Source organism: Acinetobacter sp. WCHAc010052 (assembly GCF_002165295.2).
GTDB classification, from domain to species: Bacteria; Pseudomonadota; Gammaproteobacteria; order Pseudomonadales; family Moraxellaceae; genus Acinetobacter; species Acinetobacter chinensis.
The window spans coordinates 1-19,736 of the sequence record NZ_CP032143.1; the positions used below are offsets into that span (position 1 = coordinate 1).

The following is a 19,736-nucleotide window of genomic DNA, read 5'->3' on the forward strand; positions in this document are numbered from 1 at the left end:
ATGCTTTGGACAGACTGCTTGACCCGTTTGCGTCAAGAGTTATCAGGTAATGTCTTTACGATGTGGATAAGACCTTTGGTCGCTGAGGATCAAGGGGATATACTCCGTCTGTATGCGCCTAATCCCTACTGGACGCGTTATATTCAGGAGCACCATCTTGAGCTGATCACGATCCTTGCGGAACAGTTGTCCGAAGGTCGGGTCCGTAAAGTTGAAATCCAGGTGGATTCACGTCCTGGAGCAATCCTGTCAGCTGCTGAACAACCGGCAACCACAACTGCTGCGCTGGAATCAGTGCCTGTTCCTGTAACGAAGCCTAAAAAAGAAAAAGATGAGGGAAATCTTAAAAACAGTCGAAAGCGTCAGCTGAATCCACTGTTTACTTTTTCTCTTTTTGTTGAAGGCCGTTCCAACCAGATGGCAGCAGAGACCTGCCGTAAAGTTCTGACACAGCTGGGGGCTTCACAGCATAATCCACTGTTTTTATATGGTCCTACAGGTCTGGGTAAAACCCACCTGATGCAGGCTGTCGGTAATGCCTTACTTCAGGCGAAACCGAATGCACGTGTGATGTACATGACTGCAGAAAGTTTTGTACAGGATTTTGTCAGCTCGCTGCAGCAGGGGAAAGTGGAAGAATTTAAAAAGAACTGCCGCTCTCTCGATCTGTTGCTTGTGGATGATATCCATCTCCTGGCAGGCAAAGAAGCCAGTCTTGTAGAGTTTTTCTATACATTCAATGCCTTACTGGATGAATCCAAGCAGATTATTTTAACATCAGACCGTTATCCCAAAGAGCTGACTGAGCTGGATGCACGTCTGGTGTCCCGTTTTTCATGGGGACTTTCTGTGGGCGTTGAGCCACCAGATATTGAAACCCGGATTGAGATTTTATTAAAAAAAGCTGAAAGCAGTGGTGTTGAACTGCCGCGTAACTGTGCTCTGTTTATTGCGCAGCAGGTGGTGGCAAACGTTCGTGAACTGGAAGGTGCACTGAACAAAGTTGTTGCCATTTCACGCTTTAAAGGTACGGTGATTGATCTTGATGTTGTCCGTGAATCTTTGAAGGATGTTCTGGCGATACGTGCAAGAACCATCAGTACTGAGAATATTCAGCGTGTGGTCAGTGAATATTTCCGGATTCCATTAAAAGAACTGATGGGACCCAAGCGTACCCGTATTTATGCGCGTCCACGCCAGCTGGCCATGGGGCTTGCACGTGAACTGACCGGAGACAGTTTCCCTGAAATCGGTATGGCATTTGGTGGTCGTGATCACAGTACGGTGATGCATGCCTGTGAAAAAGTCCTGAGTTTAAGGGATGAAGATCCGATCTTTAATGAAGATTATAAGAATCTGCAGCGTCTGTTACAAAGCTGATTTTTTGATCATATTCTGTTCTTGCAATACGGCATATTCTGCCGCATAGTACATAGCTAAAAAATAAATTTACCCAGATTATTTACCGTTATCCAGATTTAGAGGAATCCATCGTGCGTTTGAAAATCGCGAAAGAAAGCTTAGTCAATGTGTTGTCACATGTGGTCGGAGCCGTTGAACGTCGCCATACTTTAAATATTCTTTCAAACGTAAAAATTCAGGCAAATCAACAGGCTTTAACCATTACAGGTTCTGACCTGGAAGTTGAGCTGGTGGCCAGTACCACCCTTGCTGAGGGTGCTTGTCTGCAGCCAGGGGAAACGACGGTTCCTGCCCGTAAACTGATGGATATCTGTAAATCTTTACCTGCTGCTGCGATTGTGGATCTGCAGATCACTGAAGATCAGCGCTGTATTTTAAAATCGGGTGCAAGCCGTTTTGTGCTGGGGACTTTACCTGCTGAAGACTATCCATTACTGACCACTGAAAACACTCAGGGTACTCAGGTTCAGGTGACTGAACGTGAGCTGAAACGTCTGTTTGAAAAAACAGCGTTTGCAATGGCGGTTCAGGATGTCCGTTTTTATCTGACCGGTACTCTGCTTGAAATTGATGACAGTCAGTTGCGTGCAGTCACCACAGATGGTCACCGTCTGGCGCTGTGTGAAACACTGGCGTCTTCCAATGCGGGTCAGCTGGTTCAGGCTATTGTGCCACGTAAAGCCGTGGGTGAATTACAGCGTCTGCTCAGTATTGAAGATGAACAGCTGACCTTGCTGATTGGTCGTGAACTGCTGAATGTCACCATCAGTACTCCAAGCCGGGATAAAGAGCAGGGTGATATTACAGTCCGTTTCACCACCAAACTGATTGATGGAAAATTCCCGGACTATCGCCGTGTTATTCCTCGTGGTGGCGACAAAAAAGTGGTGATCGCGCATGATGTGTTCAAGCAGTCTTTACAGCGTGTTTCGATTTTAAGTAATGAAAAACTACGCGGTGTATTTCTGAATTTTGGTGCTGATTCTTTACAGTTACGCGCCAATAACCCAGAACAGGACGAAGCTGTTGAAGATCTGGCGATTCAGTATGCAGATACGCCAATGGAAATGTCTTTCAATGCGCAGTATATTCTTGACGTTTTAAGCGTGCTGGATGGCGATGATGTTGCCATGACCATGACTGAAGCCAATCAGTCTGTACTGGTACAGGATCCGACCCAGCAGAATCAGACCTATGTGGTCATGCCGATGCGTGTTTAAACAGCCTGGCTTTTAAAAACCATGCATATTACGCGTTTAAATATACAACGTGTCCGAAATCTGAAAGCGGTTGCACTCCATGAGTTGCAGCCGTTTAATGTTTTTTATGGGCAGAATGGTTCCGGTAAAACCTCCGTTCTGGAAGCCATTCATCTGCTGGCAACAGGGCGTTCTTTCCGCACCCATATTCCTAAAAACTATATTCAGCATGAAACTGCCGATGCCGTGGTCTTTGCCCAGTCTGCCTCTGAAAAAATAGGCATGCAGAAACTGCAGAGTGGAGAGCAGCTGATTAAGGTCAATGGTGATTCCATTGCCACACAGGGGCAGCTTGCCCGCATACTGCCGCTACAGCTGATTGACCCACAAAGCACAGATATTATTGATCATGGTGCAAAACCCAGAAGACAGCTGCTCGACTGGCTTATGTTTCACGTGGAACCAGAGTTTTATCATGCCTGGCAGTATTACTCACGTGCATTGAAACAGCGTAACAGTCTGCTGAAGTCACAGCGCAATATTTCCCTGTCAGAACTTGAACCCTGGAATAAAATGCTCAGTGATTATGGGGAAATCCTGCATTCACAGCGCATGGAAATAGTGGAGCAGTGGAAACAGTATCTGCAGCAGGATCTGGCTCAGTTATTGCCTGATCTGGATATTCAGATGGAATACAGCGCAGGGTTCCATGTGGAACATGGATTGGCCAGTGATCTGATTCAGTACCACCAGAAAGATGTGGACAGACGTTATACCGAATACGGTCCGCACCGTGCAGATCTGCATTTTAAAACCCCATTGGGCGATGCTGATACAGTTCTGTCCAGGGGGCAGAAAAAACTGCTGATCATGGCGCTGAAACTGTCGCAAATTGCCATGTTACATGCCTGCAATAAGGAAACTGTGGTATTATTGGATGATGTGACAGCAGAATTAGATTTAACTGCACAACAGCGATTAATTGAACGTCTGAGCCAGTTAGGCAGTCAGGTTTTTATCACCACGCTGGACCAGCAATCAGTAAAAAAACATTTACATGATTTATCTATCTGTTACCGGTTGTTCCATGTGGAGCAGGGACAGGTTCAGGTTGCTGGGCCATGATTTTATATTTTCGCCAGTTTTGGACAGACCCATTATTTATCAGGGAGAAACCATGAGTTCAGAAGATCAAGCAGCTTCTCAAACAGAACTAACCACTGAAAAGGCTTATGACTCCTCCAGTATTAAAGTATTACGTGGACTGGATGCGGTACGTAAACGTCCAGGCATGTATATCGGTGATACAGATGATGGTTCAGGTCTGCATCATATGGTCTTTGAAGTCGTGGATAATGCGATTGATGAAGCACTGGCAGGGCACTGTGATGAGATCATTGTAACCATTCATGAAGATGAATCGGTCAGTGTATCCGATAATGGCCGTGGTATTCCTACCGATATTCACCCTGAGGAAGGGGTGTCAGCTGCCGAAGTGATTCTGACCATCCTGCATGCAGGTGGTAAGTTTGATGACAACAGCTATAAAGTTTCTGGTGGTCTGCACGGTGTAGGCGTGTCAGTGGTGAATGCACTCTCCAGTAAACTGGAGCTGACCATTCATCGTGCAGGTCATATTCATCAGCAGGAATATAAACACGGCGATCCGGTTTATCCGCTGAAAGTGATCGGTGACACTACCACATCGGGAACAGTTGTCCGCTTCTGGCCAAGTGCTGAAACCTTCAGTCAGACCATTTTTAATGTGGATATTCTGGCACGCCGTTTACGTGAACTGTCATTCCTGAATGCAGGTGTACGCATTGTATTGCGTGATGAGCGTGTCGCGCTGGAACATATTTACGATTACGAAGGTGGTCTGTCTGAGTTTGTTAAATACATCAACCAGGGCAAAACCCATCTGAATGAAATTTTCCATTTCACCACACAGGCTGAAAATGGCATTGCTGTGGAAGTAGCGCTGCAATGGAATGATACTTATCAGGAAAATGTACGTTGCTTTACCAATAACATTCCACAGAAAGATGGTGGTACACACCTGGCAGGTTTCCGTGCTGCGCTGACCCGTGGTCTGAACAGCTATATGGAAAGCGAAAACTTACTGAAAAAAGAAAAAGTTGCTGTATCGGGTGATGATGCCCGTGAAGGTCTGACTGCCATTGTTTCAGTGAAAGTGCCTGATCCAAAATTCTCTTCACAGACCAAAGAAAAACTGGTGTCCAGTGAAGTTAAACCTGCGGTTGAGCAGGCAATGAATAAATCATTCTCTGAATATCTGCTGGAAAACCCACAGGCTGCCAAGTCCATTGCCGGTAAAATTATTGATGCAGCACGTGCGCGTGATGCAGCACGTAAAGCCCGCGAAATGACACGCCGTAAGAGTGCGCTGGATATTGCAGGTTTACCAGGGAAACTGGCGGACTGTCAGGAAAAAGATCCAGCACTGTCTGAACTTTACCTGGTCGAGGGTGACTCTGCGGGTGGCTCAGCAAAACAGGGTCGTAACCGTAAAATGCAGGCGATTTTGCCTTTAAAAGGTAAAATTCTGAACGTGGAACGTGCCCGTTTTGATAAAATGATTTCTTCTCAGGAAGTGGGTACGCTGATTACCGCACTGGGTTGTGGTATTGGTCGTGAAGAATATAATCCAGATAAACTGCGTTACCATAAAATCATCATCATGACCGATGCTGACGTGGATGGTTCACACATCCGTACACTGTTACTGACTTTCTTCTTCCGTCAGATGCCGGAACTTGTGGAACGTGGTTATATTTATATTGCCCAGCCACCACTTTATAAGCTGAAAAAAGGCAAACAGGAACAGTACATTAAAGATAATGATGCACTGGAAACCTATCTGATTTCCAATGCGATTGATGAACTGGAACTGCATATCAGTGCAGAAGCACCGGCTATTCGTGGCGAAGCACTGGAAAAAGTGATTTCAGATTATCAAACTTCACAAAAAAGCTTACAGCGTTTAACTGTACGTTATCCTGCAAGTCTGCTGGATGGTCTGCTTGGACTGGAAGCATTTAAACTGGATCAGAACCAGGATGAAAACTATGTGAAACAATGGGCAGAACAGTTACGTGCTGCTATTGAGGCACAGCAACCGGGTTTACGTCCAGAAATTACGCTTGAATCCTTTGAAAAAGAACTCGCAGATGGTGCGAAAGTGATGCAGTACTGGCCGCGTGTGACCGTATATGTGCATAATTTACCGCATCATTATCTGTTGGATCAGGGTTTGCTTGCATCGAGTGAATATAAGCGTTTACTGCAGAATTCGAAAAGCTGGTTTACTTTACTCGAAGCAGGTGCTTATTTGCAGAAAGGTGAGCGTAAAATTCAGGTATCCAGTTTCCATCAGGTATGGCAGCAGATTCTGTCCGATTCACGCCGTGGCATGATGATTCAGCGCTACAAGGGTCTGGGTGAGATGAATGCTGAGCAGCTTTGGGAAACAACGATGGACCCAGAAAACCGCAATATGCTTCAGGTCACAATTCAGGATGCGATTGAAGCTGACCGTATGTTTGCCTGCTTAATGGGCGATGATGTGGAACCACGCAGAGCCTTTATTGAAGAAAATGCGTTAAATGCTGATATTGATGCTTAACTGAATTAAACAGATAAAACCCTGAACAGTCCGCTGTTCAGGGTTTTTTTTGTGAAAAATAATGGTGTATCAGCTGACATCTTTATGATGTATCTCTGTAACGTCATCTAAATTTTATCAAACTGTCTTATTTTTATGCGACTATCGGATCATTCGACAAATCAGATATAAAACAAGAGGCTGTGAGATGGATAACCAACTTGAACATATCCGTGATATCTGGGTAAATGCATTTTTTACAGGCAATTATGATGTGCTTGCACAATATGAAGATGAATCCTTTCGCGTTGTGTATGAAAAGGAAGGCGTGACGGAGAGTAATTACACCCGTTATGAAAAAATTGCGCATGCAGTTAAAAATGGTGTATGGAAGCCTCAGAAACCAGAGATTATGAGTGAGGAGTTTGAATTTAACCGCGATCTGACTGAGTGCCGGGTTACCCTGGAACTGGAAAATGAACCCACTGTGATACAGGAATCATGGGTTTTTTATGATGAATGGAAAGTGGTGGAACTGCGTTTCTGTAAATCCAGGAAATTGTCTTAGACATGAAATGACATCCTGATGGGTGTCATATTTGAGTTGAATTGAGCAGATCAGCCTTCTGAGAACATCTTCTCAGATGCATTTTATACAGTAAATGCAGATAAAAATATTCAACATAATCAAAATATAAAATTTTTCTCCGTAAAAAGTTCATTCAGGGTGGTTATTTTGAATCAAAAATAGCCACTCCTGTCCCTGTTTAAAATGAAAATAATCACTTGTCATTCGTCAGAATTGACGATGTTTTATACAAAACCAGGATAAAATAGCACCAGTAAATACTGTGGATAACTTAGTTTAAGGCTCTGAAAATACAGTCAATAAGAAAATTTAAACGGGTTGAATAAAAAATTATCCACATCAAATCTCGAAATTTCAGTATCAGATCTGATAATCCGTTGAGAGTGACAGACAGGATACTGTTTTTATTTATCCATAAGTTGTTTGCTGGTTTTAATCCCTGCGTTATGAATTTAAAAATATGAATGAAATCTGAGTTTCAGCGGGTATTGATCTGATTGGTAACTGGGTTAACAGTCTTTCAGGTTAAATGTCTGACTCAGGGTCACAGGGATATGGATTGATACTGTATTTATTTAATAAATGATACTCTTAAGTCAGACTAATTAATATTAAGAATAACTAAAGATGTTCCACGGAAATATATAAATAAAAGTTATTAATTAAAATAATTATAATTAAATCAATAAGTTAATTGTTTTTATATTTCAACGTCGAGAGATACCCCAGCGGTTTGCTGACAATCAGGTCTTGCTGAAGACTTCATTATTTTTCTACAGACCCAAAAAAAAGCCGTTAAATAACGGCTTTTTAAGTGGAATAGGCTGACTGGAATGACTTATTCGAAAGAACTTTCCAGTTCTTCCAGCTGCATCATCAGTTCAAGCATCTGTTCTTCAATCTGTTCCAGTTTTCCTTTCAGTTCAGTCTGTTCATTCATCAGTTTCAGTAAATCATCCTTTCTGCTGGCTTCATAAAGGGATGTATCTGCAAGCAGTTCTTCAATCTGTGCCAGACGTGGCTGAATTTTCTCAATCTGAGCTTCATTTTTTTCAATATTTTTACGTATCGGTCGGCTGAGTTCACGCTGACGGGCGGCTTCCTTACGCTGACCTTCTTTATCCAGTTTTGAAATAACAGTTTTTTCAACGACCTGCGACTGAACAGGTGCTGCAGGTTTCTGACCATTTTTGATCATGTCGATGCGTGCCTGGCGTAACCAGTCTGCATAAGCAGTTAAATCACCTTCAAATTCACGGCTCTGACCACCATGCACCAGGATCAGTTCATCACACACAGCAGAAATCAGCTGGCGTTCATGTGAAACCAGTACTACCGCACCTTCAAAGTCCTGAAGTGCCATAGTCAGGGCATGACGCATATCCAGGTCCAGGTGGTTGGTTGGTTCGTCCAGAATCAGCACATTCGGGCGTTGCCATACAATTAAAGCCAAAGCTAGACGGGCACGTTCACCACCAGAGAAACTTTCACTCGGGGTATCCATGCGCTCACCACTGAAGCCGAAACTTCCCAGAAATGAACGTAACGACGCTTCACTGATTTTTTTATCAGCAATACGTGACAGTTGCAGCATTGGGCTGGCATGACCATCCAGGGCATCCATCTGATGCTGGGCAAAATAACCGATATTGAGTAATTCAGAGGCTTTTCGGTGCCCCTGGATCAGAGGAAGATCACCCACCAGTGATTTGATTAAGGTGGATTTACCCGCACCATTCATTCCCAGTAAACCAATACGGCTGTTCGGCGTAATCTGCAAACTGACATTGGTGACAATCAGTTTATCGCCATAACCAATATCAGCATGCTCCAGTTGCAACAATGGTGAACTCATTTTACTCGGTTCACGGAAACTGAACGTAAAAGGGGTGTCTACATGAGCTGCAGACAGTTCCTGCATACGTTCCAGCTGTTTGATCCGGCTCTGTGCCTGTTTGGCTTTGGTTGCCTGAGCTTTAAAACGGTCAATATATTTCTGTAAATGCGCACGGGTTTCCAGCTGTTTTTCATAAGCCTGTTGCTGTTGTGCAAGGCGCTCTGCACGGGTACGCTCAAAGGTTGAATAATTACCCGTATAAAGCGTCAGTTCCTGATTTTCAATATGCAGAATATGGTCAGTAATGGCATCCAGGAAATCACGGTCATGTGAAATCAGAATCAGAGTACCTTCATAGGCTTTTAACCAGTCTTCCAGCCATAAAATAGCGTCTAAATCCAGGTGGTTGGTCGGTTCATCCAGCAGCAGGAGATCCGAACGGCTCATCAGGGTACGTGCCAGATTCAGGCGCATCCGCCATCCACCTGAGAAACTTGAAACCAGCAGTTCTGACTGATGTTCAAAAAATCCAAGTCCAGCCATCAGCTGTGCAGCTTTGGATGGCGCGGTATAGCCGTGAATTTCGTCAAAACGGCCATAAAGATGAGCAATCTCTTCGTCACTCAGTTGATCCGGATGTTCCAGTTTATGCTGAATACTCCAGTATTCTTCATCGCCTGACAGCACAAAATCAATGGCTTTCATGTCCAGTGCTTTAATTTCCTGAGCCATGTGCGCTACTGTCCATACCGCAGGACGGGTCAGAGAACCACTGTCAGATTCCATGCCACCGAGTAAAGCAGAAAAAAGGGTGGATTTGCCCGCACCATTGACCCCGGTTAAGCCAATTTTCCAGCCTGGATGAAGTTGCATGGATGCTTTTTGAAATAATATGCGTCCATTGCGGCGTATAGAGAGCTGGTCGAGCTGAATCATTGAATTATCAAACGAAGCAAAAGTTGGGCATATTCTAAAGGAAGCTGTAGGGAAATGAAAAAATAATGCGAAGAAAAGACAGACAGCAGAATATGTCTACTGGTTGATGGAAAGTTGTGATTTTATTCAGGAAATCTGCATTTTGTCGGAAATGGAGTAATTGATCTATTTTTGGAAAAAGAACAGCGTTATAGTCAAAGAGCATGAAAACCAGAAAAGAATAATGAGGAAGGATAATGAAAAAAGGAATTTTGTTATTGTCTGCACTGACAGTTCTAGGGGCTTCCAGTGTGGCAGAAGCAAAGGAAAATGTCTGTGTGTTCGACCTGCTGGGAAAAGCGGGAGAATCCTATAAATTACTTGAGGAATGGGCACTGGCTGCAAAAAGCTGGGGTGGGGATATCAATCTGATCGCTTATCAGGATGAAGCCAAAGTTGAGAGTGATTTTAAAGCCGGTGAATGTGATGCTTTTTATATGACCTCCATGCGTGCCCGTTCATATAACAAATTTGCAGGTTCAATTGATGCACTAGGCGGTGTTCCCAGTAACAGTATTGCCCAGAAAGCAATCGCTTATGTCCTGGATAAGAGAAACAATAAAAGACTGGTCAGTACAATTGGCAAGGAACAGTTTGAAGTTGCAGGCATTGGTCAGATTGGAACAGCATATATATTTGTCCGTGACCGTTCCATCAATACCCTTGAAAAAGGCAAAGGGAAAAAATTTGCTGTCCTGCATTATGACCAGGCACAGAAAATGATGGTGGAGCGTTTTGGTGCTGTGCCGGTCATGTCTGATATTTCGAACTTTATTAAAAAATTCAATTCAGGTGAAGTGGATATTGTTGCTGCACCAGCTTACGCATTTAAACCACTTGAGATGTATAAAGGTCTCGGTACGAAAGGAGCAATGTTTAATTTTCCTGTAGTCAATGTGACAGCTGATCTGATTATCCGACCTGGAAAGTTTGAAGATAATTTTGCTGCACAGTCCAGAAGCTGGTTTGTCAGACAGCTGCCGAAAAGTTTTGCGCTGGTGAAACGTATGGAAGCTGAAATACCGGCAAAATATAAAATGAATCTGGAAAAAGAAGATCAGGAAAAGTATCAGAAGCTGTTAAGAGAAGGGCGTATGGATCTGACTAAACAGGGTGTTTATGATGCAACCATGATGACTGTACTGAAAAAAGCACGCTGTACGGTTGAACGGACCAATTTTGAATGTTCACTGGGTGGCGAATAGGTAGGCTGTTTTTAGTGACATTGTAAAAAAAAGTTTGCAATGTAAATCAGGCATAAATCTTATAAAAATATAACTATATGAAAAAATTGTATTTTTATATTTATAAAATGATACCTGGTTCATATGTTGTTAAAAAAGTAAGAAATAATCAAAAAAAATGGAGTAAATGCTCTATTTTTTTATCGGGAACTTGCTTAAAATTATCTGGTGTATGGACACTTATGTGACAACAAGATTCTTAAAGGAAAAAATACAATGAAAAAAACCCTCCTTGCATTGGCTGCTTTTACAGCGGTAGGTATCACAACAACAGCTCAGGCTGAAAAAGTGGATGTCTGTGTATTTGATTTACTGGGCAAATCCGGTGAGTCTTATCAGATGGCTCAGGAATGGGCACTGGCTGCAAAAGGATGGGGAGCAGATGTGAATCTGATCCCACGTCAGGATGAAGCAGTTGCTGATAACGATTTTAAAGCGGGTAAATGTGATGGCGTCTTTATGACTGCCATGCGTGCACGTCAGTATAATAAATTTGTAGGATCAATTGATTCAATTGGTGGTGTACCAAGCAATGCAATTGCACAGAAAGCAATTACTTTTGCCTTGGACAGCCGTAATGCTGCAAAAATGACGACTAATCTCAGCGGAAAAAAATATGAAGTTGCAGGTATTGCACCTTTAGGTTCTGCATTCATTTTTGTGCGTGATAAAAGCATCAACTCCATTGAAAAAGCAGCAGGTAAAAAGTTTGCTGTTTTAAGCTATGACAACGCGCAGAAAATCTTAGTACAGCGTGTCGGTGCTCAGGCTGTTGCGTCTGATGTGTCAAACTTTGTTGCAAAATTCAACAATGGTCAGGTGGATATGGTTGGTGCGCCAGCCTATGCGTATAAGCCACTGGAAATCTATAAAGGTCTGGGAACAAACGGTGCAATGTTCAACTTCCCTGTGTTACAGGTAACAGCTGACTTTATTATCCGTCCTGAACAGTTCCCTGCAGGTTTTGGTCAGAAATCTCGTGATTATTTTGTGAAGAATCTGCCGAAAAGCTTTGCCATGATCAACCGTCTGGAAAGTGGTATTCCTGCGAAGTATAAAATGAACCTGACTGCAGAAGATAAACTGAAATATCAGAAACTGATGCGTGATGGCCGTCTGGAATTAACGAAATCGGGTATTTATGATGCCGGCATGATGAGCGTACTGAAAAAAGCACGCTGTTCTGTCGATAAAGCAAACTTTGAGTGTTCACTTGGTGGTGAATAATTCTGATTTATAAGCAAAAAACCTGGATTTGATCCAGGTTTTTTGCTTTCAGCAGTTGTGTCATTTGTGCCATTCGCAAGGCTTAAAAAAAAGATTAATCTGATCACAGAATAAATAAAATTTTCAGGATGAAAATGAAACCACAAAAAAAAGGATTTGTACTGGCAGCAGGTCTTTTCTTTGCCCTTAATGTACAGGCAAAACAGACATTCTGTGTTTTTGATGTCGCAGGTAAGGCAGGCGATGCCTATGCGCTGATGAAAGATTATGCCCTCGAAGCAAAAAAATGGGGTGCTGATCTGGATGTCAAAGTCTATAACGATGAGCGCGTGGCGACAGAAGACTTTAAGGCGAAGCGCTGTGATGGTGTTGCCATCAGTGGTTTACGTGGACGTCAGTTCAATTCATTTACAGGTTCTATTGATGCGCCAGGCGCATTACCATCTCTGAGCAGTGCCATTAAATTTTTACAGTTTCTGTCACGTCCGCAGTTTGCAAAAGAGATGATCCGCAATGATTATGAGGTTGTTGGTCTTATTCCGATTGGCGCAGCATATATTTTTGTGAATGACCGCAGTATCAACACCGTTGCCAAAGCAGCAGGCAAGAAAATTGCGGTTCTGGATTTTGATCAGTCTCAGAAAGAAATGGTACAGAAACTGGGGGCACAGCCTGTGACCACCGATATTTTAAGTGCTGGACCAAAATTCAATAACGGTCAGGTGGATATTATTGCAGCGCCGGCAGTGGCTTTCAAACCGCTTGAACTGTATCGGGGACTGGGTATAAAAGGTGCAATTTATCGTTTTCCACTGGCACAGATCACAGGAAATCTGATCATTCACAAAGACCGATTCCCTGATGATTATGGTCAGAAAAGTCGGACGTATGTGGCTTCTCAGTTGCCGCGGGCGACACAGATTATTGGTAAACTTGAAAAGGATATTCCTGCGAAATACTGGCTGAATGTGCCGAAAGAAGATCATCTTGGTTATATTAAACTGATGCGGGAAGCCCGTATTGATCTGATGAAATCAGGACGCTTTGATAAGCGTGTGCTTGGACTGATGAAAAAAATTCGTTGCAGTGAAGACCCTCAGTCTTTTGAGTGTCCGCTGAATGATGAATAAACCTTAATAATTCAGTGTGACTGAATAACAAAAAACAATGACAAGGAAATAAAAAATGAAACAATGGTCTAAAGTTTTGATGCTTGGTGCAGGTCTGATGACAGCAGCAGGTGCAGTTCAGGCAAAACAGGTAATGTGTGTGTTTGACCTGGTCGGTAAAAGCGGTGATGTTTATACGCTTATGAAAGATTATCAGCTGGCGGCAAAAAACTGGGGTGCAGATATTGAACTGCGCGTTGGTCAGAATGAAGCCGTGATTGCTGAAGACTTTAAAGCGGGCAAGTGTGATGCCATCAGTGTAACAGGGATGCGTGGCCGTCAGTTCAATGAATTTACAGGTTCGCTGGATGCCATTGGTGCGATTCCAGATCTGAACCTTGCGGTTAAAGTGATGCAGGGACTTGCCAGCCCAACATTTGCAAAATATATGGTCAATGGAAAGTATGAAGTCGCAGGTGTCATTCCTGTAGGTGATGCATTCCTGATGGTCAATGACCGCAGTATCAATAGCGTTGCCAAAGCGGCAGGTAAGAAAATTGCAGTACTGGATTATGACCAGGCACAGAAAATCATGGTTCAGCAGATTGGTGCACAGGCTGTGAGTGCAGATGTCACCAATTTTGGTGCAAAATTCAACAATGGTCAGGTCGACATTATTGGTGCGCCAGCAGCTGTGTTCAAACCTTTGGAGTTACATAAAGGTCTGGGTACGAAGGGAGCGATCGTCAATTATCCAATTCTCCAGGTCACAGGCAATCTGATTATCCGTCCAGAAAAATTCCCAGCGGGCTATGGACAGAAGTCTCGTGACTGGGTGAAAACACAGTTACCGCGTGCATTTACGATTCTGGGCAAAATGAAGTCTGATATTCCTGCAAAATACTGGATGGAAGTACCCGCTTCGGATAAACCGGGTTACCAGAAGATGATGCGTGAATCGCGTGTTGATCTGACCAAACGTGGTGTTTATGACAAGCGTATGATGAAACTGTTATGGCAGTTCCGCTGTAAACAGGATCCAAAGAACTTCGAATGTTCCATGCAGGACGAGAACTATAAATAATTCTGAGTTTTTTACTCTGAATAAACTTTAAAGTTCACACACTGACCATATATTGAGTATGTTATACTGAATATATGGTTTTTGTTTTTAAGCCATCCAAATTGTTTGAGGAAGCCCCATCATGAATGCACCAGCGCTTGAGATGACTGATAATGCTGCAAAGAAAGTTCGCCAGCTGCGTGACAGCGAAGGCAATCAGGAACTGATGTTACGTGTTTACGTAACAGGTGGCGGCTGTTCAGGTTTTTCTTATGGCTTTAATTTTGCAGAAAGCATGAATGAAGATGATGCTGAATTTGCCAATGGCGATGTAAAAATGCTGGTTGATTCGCTGAGCTATCAATATCTGGTCGGTTCTAAAGTGGATTATATCGAAGGTCTGGAAGGTTCACGTTTTATCGTGGATAACCCGAATGCAACCACCACCTGTGGCTGTGGTTCATCTTTCTCCATTTAATTGCAGACTAAAAAAAAGCCCTCCACTGAGGGCTTTTTTTTTACGGTATATACTTTCAGGCAGCAATTGCCTGAAGAATATGTTCACTCAGTTGCTGTGCATTCTGTACAGGAATCCAGTGCGTGGCATCCATAATTACTTCAGTATAAGGCGCATCAACATATTGCCTGTTTAACTGAACAGACTTTTCACCAATAGCTGAATCATGTTTGCCCCATATGAAAAGTGTCGGGACTTTGACGGGCTGAGTCAGATATTTATTTGAACTGAACGGAATGCCGCGGTACCAGTTCAGCGCCGTACTGAGTCTTTTTTCTTCTACAATTTCCTGCTGAAAGTCTTTGAGCTGCTGTTCGGTCATGCCTGAGTTTTTGAGCAGTCCCAGTCCTATTTTTGAGAGTCGGGTAAAAAACAGTTCTGGAATTTCAGGTAACTGAAACAGCCCCATATAATAAGATTTAAACAGTTGCGTACTGCTGAGCATGGAACGTATAAATGCAGCTTTGTGAGGAACAGATACTGAAATTAGGTGCTTAATTTTTTCTGGATAACGCTGGGCAATATCCCAGGCAATGACCGCACCCCAGTCATGACCGACCAGATACACGGGCTGTCCGATCAGCTTCAGCAGCGTGTGAACATCTTCCACCAGTGCAGAACTTCGATAATCCCTGCGGTTTCTGGGACGGGCACCCAGGCTGTATCCGCGTTGATTGACTGCATAGGTTCTGAAGCCCTGAGCATTCAGAATATCAGCTGTCTGTTGCCAGCTTTTGTTGGTTTCAGGAAAGCCATGTAACAGGACAAAAGGCTGACCATCTAAAGGACCTGTATCCAGGACATCAAAGGTCAGCTGGTCCCGCTGAAATTGCGTAATCCGTTGAGTGTTTACAGTCATGATAAATAGCTCTGTACAGTTTCTGTCCATGCTGACAGATTCCACTTTTTGTGGAAAAGCAGAAAAGGACAGGTCTCAGGCATATCAGGTCGAAAATTGTTAAACAATTTCTGTTGCTGTAGAAGTCAGGTCTCAGACGACTGTGATGGTTCCCAGAATCCGGTCACCTTTTGCACCTGTGACAGCAGGAAGATTACCGCTGAGCTGCTGGTCAAAGCGCATGGCAAGCCACGCAAATGCTGTAGCTTCGACCCAGGTTGGCGCCAGCCCCAGTGCTGAAGTACTCTGTACAGACCAGTTGTGTTTACGCAAACGCCAGCGCAGCTGTTCAAGCAGATGAGAGTTATAAGCACCGCCACCACAGACATAGACTTCACCTGTATCGAGTGGTGAGCGGTAAATGGCCTTTTTAATGGCGCGGGTGGTCAGTTTCATTAAGGTTGCCTGAACATTTTCAGGAGTGTCTTCCAGTTCGTCATATTCCAGATCATTTTTCCAGTCTGCAATCTGCTCATCCAGCCATTCCAGATTGAAATCTTCACGTCCTGTACTTTTGGGTGGTTCTTTAGAAAAATACTCATGCGACTGCAGACGTTCCAGTAGGCTTCTGACGGGCTGACCGTAAGTTGCCCAGTTGCCATTTTCATCATAAGGCTGACCGGTGTAACGATGACACCAGGCATCCATCAGGATATTGGCAGGACCGGTGTCAAATCCATATACATTATCCGGATTGCCAGCGGGCAACATGGAAACATTGGCGATTCCACCTAAATTCAGAATGACACGGTGGATGGTCGGGTGCTGAAACAGTGCCTGATGAAAAGCCGGAACCAGAGGAGCACCCTGACCGCCAGCCGCCATATCACGACGACGGAAGTCTGAAACAACAGGAATCTGAGTAATTTCGGTAATGATATTGGGGTCACCAATCTGAAGGGTAAAGCCATGTTCAGGACGGTGACGGATAGTCTGCCCGTGTGAACCAATAGCTTTAATCAGTGATCTGTCCAGCTGGTTTTCTTCAATCAGGGTATTGATGCCATGACCGATCATCTTTGCCAGACTGACATCTGCCTTACCCATACGGTCTATTTCATTATCACCAGGTAACGTCAGCGCCATCAGCTCATCCCGAAGGTCGGGATCAAAAGCCAGTGTCAGAGACGCATGTAACTGCAGTGGATCAAAAGAAGCAGCGACAATATCCACACCATCCATGCTGGTGCCCGTCATTACGCCAATATAGATCGCTGTCATGGTGATTCTTAAGCCTGCAATGTGCTGAAAAAGTGTTAGTATATCTCACAAATGAGATAACTGATGTATTGGATTTTGTGATGTCAAATTTCCTGCCGGCGGAAGAACAACTTGCCCTCATCCAACGAGGCACCCACGAAATTATTTCTGAAGAGGATCTTTTAAAGAAACTCAAGGAAAATCGTCCTTTAAAAATTAAAGCGGGTTTCGACCCGACTGCACCTGATTTGCATCTGGGGCATACGGTTCTGATCAACAAACTGAAAACCTTTCAGGATCTGGGACATGAAGTCACTTTTCTGATTGGTGACTATACAGCCATGATTGGCGACCCAACAGGTAAAAGTGCAACGCGTCCACCGCTGTCCCGTGAGCAGGTGCTGGAAAATGCCAGAACCTATCAGGAACAGGTGTTTAAAATCCTGGACCCTGAAAAAACCAAAGTGCGCTTTAACTCAGAATGGTTTGCCAACCGGACTGCTGCGGACTTGATTCAGCTGGCTTCACAGCAGACGGTTGCCCGTATGCTTGAACGTGATGACTTTACCAAGCGTTATAACAGTCATCAGCCTATTGCGATTCATGAATTTTTATATCCGCTGGTTCAGGGATATGACTCAATTGCACTGGAAGCAGATGTGGAACTGGGCGGTACGGATCAGACCTTTAACCTGTTGATGGGTCGTACACTTCAGGGGCGTTATGATCAGGAAGCTCAGGTCTGTATTACTGTTCCTATCCTGGAAGGTCTGGATGGCGTTAATAAAATGTCCAAATCACTGGGTAACTATATTGGTGTATTTGATGCTCCAGGCGCGATGTACCAGAAAGTCCTGTCCATGCCAGACAGCCTGATTGAACGTTATTTTGATTTACTCAGCTTTAAATCGCTGGATGAAATTGCAGCCTTGCTGAAAGAGATTGAAGAAGGGCGTAATCCGCAGGAAGTGAAGAAAATTCTTGCACTTGAACTGGTGGAACGTTTCCACGGTGCGGAAGCTGCTGAACATGCTCATAAAGGTGCGGGTAATCTGATCACTGAAGGCGAATTACCGGAAGATACACCGGAAGTGACCATTTCACGTGGTGAGTTCGGTGGTGAAGTTTCCATTATTTCGATTTTACGTGCAGCGGGTTTAACCAAAAACTCGGCACAGTCTAAAGATGCTGTTGGTCGTGGTGCAGTAAAAGTGGACTGGAATGTTGTGGATGCAAGCTACATGGTGAAAGAAAACGGTACGCTGATTATTCAGGCAAGTAAAAAAGCGATTGCAAAAGTAACGTTTACTGACTGATACATTGCCAGAACAGAGACAGGAATGGGTTTTCATCCATTCCTGTTTTTTTTTTGCTTATAAGTTATCTGAATAACAAAATTCAAAAAAAACGTATTAAAACAAAGGTTAAATTTTTCCATAATTATTGATTTTGTCTGGATCTATGTATATTATTTACTCATAATGAACAGGTGTATAAATATTCTGTTCAGACCTGAAAAGCACAGGCAGGCTCCACAGTTTATAGGTCTCTTCCCCAAGAGACTCTTTTTAATTTGTTTTAAGGGAATAACTATAATAATGACATGATGGATCGTTAAAGGATCTAATTCTGAGGGAGAGGTTTTGGGAGAGATCTCTTTCTTTTTTTTGTCTGAAAATTCAAATCACTCCAACCGTCACAGCATACTCTGCGCACTTTCTAAATTAATAAAAAAGATAAGCAAATCTGAAAAACATATTTTTTATTAATATACGAAAACCTTACCATTAACATGAATTTTAATCCTTTCTCCTGGCACATTTTATCATCGCTCATGAAACTTCCTCAACTGATTTTGTTGAGTTCATTCACTGTCTTAATGGGCATGAGTGGGCTGACAAATGCACGCTCCATCGTCATTGGTTATCAAACCAACATCGAACCTGCCAAAGTGGCACAGGCAGATGGTGTCTATGACAAAGCGATTGGGCAAAAGCTGGATTGGCGTTTATTTAACAGTGGGGCAGAAGTATTAACGGCTTTGGCGTCAGGTTCTGTCGATATTGCGTTGATTGGTTCAAGTCCATTGGGTGCGGCGGTTGCAAATAACCTACCGATCGAAGTGTTTTTGATTTCAACCGATCTGAAAAGTGCAGAAGCACTGGTGGTACGCAATGGTTCAGGGATTCATAGCCCAAAAGATTTGATTGGTAAAAAAATTGCAACGCCATTTGCTTCAACATCACACTACAGTTTGTTAGGTGCTTTGAAACACTGGAATATCAAAACCAATCAGATTCGTTTACTGAATTTAAAACCTGCGGAAATCAATGCGGCATGGCGTCGTGGTGATATTGATGGTGCATTTGTTTGGTCACCTGCACTTGCCAATATCAAAAAAACAGGCAAAGTCATGACTGATGCAGGGCAGGTGGGGAAATGGGGTTCTCCAACGTTTGAAGTTTGGGTCGCGCGTAAAGATTTTGCCAAAAAGAATCCTGATGTTTTAAGTAAATTTTCTACGGTGACTTTGAATTATTACGACAGTTATAACCGTAATAAGAAACAGTGGACGGCAGATTATCCTGCGGTCAAAAAGATTGCCAAAATTACAGGTGTAGATGCGCAGGATGTACCGACTTTACTTGCAGGTGCGGAATATCCAGATCGCCAGGTGCAACTGAGTCAGCAGTATCTAGGTGGGCGTACCATTCAAAATATTGCCAATTCAGTAAATTTTCTAAAAGCACAAGGTTTGGTGAGAAAAGTGTCTCCAGATTATCAACAGTTTATTACGACACGCTATATCAGCGGGTCTAAATAAGATCGGA

At 43.5% G+C, this 19,736-nt stretch carries 14 protein-coding genes and 1 pseudogene; 12 read left to right on the forward strand and 3 right to left on the reverse strand.

The window, feature by feature from the left end; translation table 11 throughout:
• Window positions 1-49: 49 nt before the first annotated feature.
• The 5 genes and pseudogenes from dnaA to CDG61_RS00460 all read left to right on the forward strand — a co-directional run.
• Window positions 50-1,377: pseudogene (gene dnaA, locus CDG61_RS00440) on the forward strand (chromosomal replication initiator protein DnaA); the annotation flags it as partial.
• A gap of 116 nt (window positions 1,378-1,493) precedes the next feature.
• Complete coding sequence (dnaN, locus tag CDG61_RS00445) at window positions 1,494-2,642, forward strand: DNA polymerase III subunit beta (protein ID WP_087513926.1); 1,149 nt, start codon at window positions 1,494-1,496, stop codon at window positions 2,640-2,642.
• 21 nt (window positions 2,643-2,663) lie between these two features.
• Window positions 2,664-3,746 (forward strand): DNA replication/repair protein RecF, encoded by a 1,083-nt coding sequence (recF, locus tag CDG61_RS00450; protein ID WP_087551636.1) that lies wholly within the window; start codon window positions 2,664-2,666, stop codon window positions 3,744-3,746.
• Between the two features lie 52 nt (window positions 3,747-3,798).
• Window positions 3,799-6,267, forward strand: coding sequence for a DNA topoisomerase (ATP-hydrolyzing) subunit B (gyrB, locus tag CDG61_RS00455; protein WP_087551635.1), 2,469 nt, complete (start codon window positions 3,799-3,801; stop codon window positions 6,265-6,267).
• 187 nt (window positions 6,268-6,454) lie between these two features.
• Window positions 6,455-6,814, forward strand: a complete 360-nt coding sequence (locus tag CDG61_RS00460) for a hypothetical protein (protein WP_087513929.1) — start codon at window positions 6,455-6,457, stop codon at window positions 6,812-6,814.
• 859 nt (window positions 6,815-7,673) lie between these two features.
• Here CDG61_RS00460 and CDG61_RS00465 read toward each other — a convergent pair.
• Window positions 7,674-9,608, reverse strand: a complete 1,935-nt coding sequence (locus CDG61_RS00465; RefSeq protein WP_087513930.1) for an ATP-binding cassette domain-containing protein — start codon at window positions 9,606-9,608, stop codon at window positions 7,674-7,676.
• A 236-nt stretch (window positions 9,609-9,844) separates the two neighbouring features.
• Between CDG61_RS00465 and CDG61_RS00470 the strand changes: the two genes are divergently transcribed.
• The 5 genes from CDG61_RS00470 to erpA all read left to right on the forward strand — a co-directional run bounded on the left by CDG61_RS00470 (window position 9,845) and on the right by erpA (window position 14,768).
• On the forward strand, window positions 9,845-10,852 hold the full coding sequence (locus CDG61_RS00470; protein WP_087551634.1) for a putative solute-binding protein: 1,008 nt from the start codon (window positions 9,845-9,847) through the stop codon (window positions 10,850-10,852).
• Between the two features lie 255 nt (window positions 10,853-11,107).
• Window positions 11,108-12,118 (forward strand): putative solute-binding protein, encoded by a 1,011-nt coding sequence (locus tag CDG61_RS00475; RefSeq protein ID WP_087513932.1) that lies wholly within the window; start codon window positions 11,108-11,110, stop codon window positions 12,116-12,118.
• Between the two features lie 134 nt (window positions 12,119-12,252).
• Complete coding sequence (locus CDG61_RS00480; protein WP_087551633.1) at window positions 12,253-13,248, forward strand: putative solute-binding protein; 996 nt, start codon at window positions 12,253-12,255, stop codon at window positions 13,246-13,248.
• Between the two features lie 55 nt (window positions 13,249-13,303).
• On the forward strand, window positions 13,304-14,311 hold the full coding sequence (locus tag CDG61_RS00485) for a putative solute-binding protein (RefSeq protein ID WP_087551632.1): 1,008 nt from the start codon (window positions 13,304-13,306) through the stop codon (window positions 14,309-14,311).
• Between the two features lie 121 nt (window positions 14,312-14,432).
• Complete coding sequence (erpA, locus tag CDG61_RS00490) at window positions 14,433-14,768, forward strand: iron-sulfur cluster insertion protein ErpA (RefSeq protein ID WP_087551631.1); 336 nt, start codon at window positions 14,433-14,435, stop codon at window positions 14,766-14,768.
• Between the two features lie 55 nt (window positions 14,769-14,823).
• On the opposite strand, the gene CDG61_RS00495 is transcribed toward erpA, so the two are convergent.
• Both CDG61_RS00495 and CDG61_RS00500 read right to left on the reverse strand, forming a co-directional pair.
• Entirely contained in the window at window positions 14,824-15,666 is an 843-nt protein-coding gene (locus CDG61_RS00495) for an alpha/beta fold hydrolase (RefSeq protein WP_087551630.1), read from the reverse strand.
• 132 nt (window positions 15,667-15,798) lie between these two features.
• Window positions 15,799-16,926: an anhydro-N-acetylmuramic acid kinase gene (locus CDG61_RS00500; RefSeq protein ID WP_087551629.1), complete on the reverse strand. Its 1,128-nt coding sequence runs from the start codon at window positions 16,924-16,926 to the stop codon at window positions 15,799-15,801.
• A gap of 80 nt (window positions 16,927-17,006) precedes the next feature.
• Between CDG61_RS00500 and tyrS the strand changes: the two genes are divergently transcribed.
• Together tyrS and tauA are read left to right on the forward strand one after the other, a co-directional pair.
• On the forward strand, window positions 17,007-18,221 hold the full coding sequence (tyrS, locus tag CDG61_RS00505; protein WP_087551628.1) for a tyrosine--tRNA ligase: 1,215 nt from the start codon (window positions 17,007-17,009) through the stop codon (window positions 18,219-18,221).
• Between the two features lie 518 nt (window positions 18,222-18,739).
• Entirely contained in the window at window positions 18,740-19,729 is a 990-nt protein-coding gene (tauA, locus tag CDG61_RS00510; RefSeq protein ID WP_087551627.1) for a taurine ABC transporter substrate-binding protein, read from the forward strand.
• The last annotated feature ends 7 nt before the right edge of the window (window positions 19,730-19,736 follow it).